A 2,275-nucleotide genomic window follows, 5' to 3' on the forward strand; every position below is an offset into this window, starting at 1 on the left:
GCCTGTTGCCGGAGCTGAGCGGGCGTTTTGAAGCCCAGGCCATGCGGGTGCCGACCCTCAATGTTTCGGCCATCGATTTGTCCATCCTGCTGAACAGCGATGTGGACGTCGCGGCCGTCAACCGGGTGTTGGCCGAGGCGGCCGAGCACCGGCTGGCGGGAATTCTCGGTTACACCGATGAGCCGCTGGCCTCCTGCGATTTCAATCACGATCCCCGCAGCGGCATTGTCGATGCCGGCCAGACCCGGGTCAGCCAGCGGCGGCTGGTGAAGGTGCTGGTGTGGTTCGACAACGAGTGGGGTTATGCCAATCGCATGGTGGAGCTGGTGAAATACTGGTTCACCGTGCCCGATAGAGAAAGGTAGCGACAAGATGGCGTTGAATGTACTGAAAATGACCGATCTGGCCCTGGCGGGCAAGCGGGTCTTGATCCGCGAGGATCTGAATGTGCCGGTCAAGGATGGGGTGGTCACCTCCGATGCGCGGATTCGCGCGGCACTGCCGACCATTGAGCTGGCACTGCAGGCGGGTGCCAGGGTCATCCTGATGTCCCACCTGGGCCGTCCCACCGAGGGTCAGTTTGAACAGCAGTACGCCATGCAGCCGGTGGCCGATCACCTGGGCAAGCTGCTCGGCCGCGAGGTGGCTGTGGTGGCGGACTGGCGGGATGGCATCGAGCTGGAAAACGGTCAGCTGGCGCTGCTGGAAAATGTCCGTTTCAACCCCGGCGAGAAGAAAGACGAGGAAACCCTGTCCCGGGCCTACGCGGCACTGTGCGACATCTTTGTGATGGACGCCTTCGGCACTGCCCACCGCGCCCAGGCTTCCACCCACGGTGTGGCGCGCTTTGCGCCGGTGGCCTGCGCCGGCCCGCTGTTGGCGGCGGAACTGGATGCGCTGGAGAAATCCCTGGCCAATCCGGCCCGCCCCCTGGTGGCCATCGTCGGCGGCTCCAAGGTGTCCACCAAGCTGACGGTGCTGGAAACCCTGTCCGACAAGGTGGACCAGCTGATCGTCGGCGGCGGTATCGCCAACACCTTTCTGGCGGCGGCGGGATTGCCGGTGGGCAAATCCCTCTGCGAGCACGAGCTGATCCCCGACGCGCAGAAGCTGATGGCCAAAACCAGTATTCCCCTGCCCTGCGATGTGGTGGTGGGCAAGGAATTCTCCGAATCCGCTGTGGCCACCCTCAAGCAGGCCGCAGATGTTGCCGCGGACGATATGATTTTTGATATCGGCCCCGACACCGCCGCAGCCCTGGCGGAGATCCTGCGCACTGCCGGCACTATCATCTGGAACGGCCCGGTGGGGGTGTTTGAATTCGACCAGTTCGGCGCCGGCACCGAGGCCATTGCGGCGGCTATCGCGGCCAATAACGGCTTCTCCATCGCCGGCGGTGGCGACACCCTGGCGGCGGTGGACAAATACGGCATCGCTGATAAAGTTTCCTATATTTCCACCGGCGGTGGCGCCTTCCTGGAGTACGTGGAAGGCAAGGTGCTGCCCGCGGTGGCGGTGCTGGAAGAGCGCGCTCGCGGCTGATCTGGAAATCAACGGACATTAGTTAAAGGATAATTTCATGGCACTTATCTCACTGCGCCAACTGCTGGATCACGCCGCCGAACAGGGCTATGGCGTACCGGCATTCAATGTGAACAACCTGGAACAGATGCGCGCCATCATGGAAGCGGCGGACCAGAGCGATTCCCCGGTGATCGTGCAGGCCTCGGCCGGCGCGCGCAAGTACGCCGGCGCGCCGTTCCTGCGCCACCTGATTCTGGCGGCAATCGAGGAGTTCCCCCATATCCCGGTGTGCATGCACCAGGATCACGGCACCAGCCCGGCGGTGTGCCAGCGCTCCATCCAGTTGGGCTTCAGCTCGGTGATGATGGACGGCTCCCTGAAGGAGGACGGTAAGACCCCGGCCTCCTACGACTACAATGTGGAGGTGACCCGTCGCACCGTCGACATGGCCCACGCCTGTGGTGTGTCGGTGGAGGGTGAGCTGGGTTGCCTCGGCTCCCTGGAAACCGGTCAGGCCGGGGAAGAGGACGGTATTGGCGCCGAGGGCACCCTGTCTCACGAGCAGATGTTGACCGACCCGGAAGAGGCGGCGGACTTTGTTGCCAAGACCGGCGTGGACGCCCTGGCCATTGCCATCGGCACCTCCCACGGCGCCTACAAGTTTTCCCGCCCACCCACCGGCGACATTCTGGCCATTGAGCGGATCAAGGCGATCAACGCGCGCATTCCCAATACCCACCTGGTGATGCAC

General features: G+C 63.6%; 2 protein-coding genes and 1 pseudogene. All 3 read left to right on the forward strand.

Annotated elements, in window-relative coordinates; genetic code table 11:
- A pseudogene (locus ABY948_RS12170) lies at positions 1 to 365 on the forward strand (erythrose-4-phosphate dehydrogenase); the annotation flags it as partial.
- Positions 366 to 372: 7 nt separating this feature from the next.
- Positions 373 to 1,542: a phosphoglycerate kinase gene (locus ABY948_RS12175; RefSeq protein ID WP_461482802.1), complete on the forward strand. Its 1,170-nt coding sequence runs from the start codon at positions 373 to 375 to the stop codon at positions 1,540 to 1,542.
- Positions 1,543 to 1,579: 37 nt separating this feature from the next.
- The coding region (locus ABY948_RS12180) for a ketose-bisphosphate aldolase (protein WP_461482803.1) at positions 1,580 to 2,275 on the forward strand (696 nt) is incomplete at its 3' end.

The organism is Porticoccus sp. (genome assembly GCF_041592135.1).
In the GTDB taxonomy this organism is placed as follows: Bacteria; Pseudomonadota; Gammaproteobacteria; order Pseudomonadales; family Porticoccaceae; genus Porticoccus.

Coding starts and splice junctions, on each gene's coding strand:
- ABY948_RS12175 (WP_461482802.1), top strand. CDS start 373: ATGGCGTTGAATGTACTGAAAATGACCGATCTGGCCCTGGCGGGCAAG.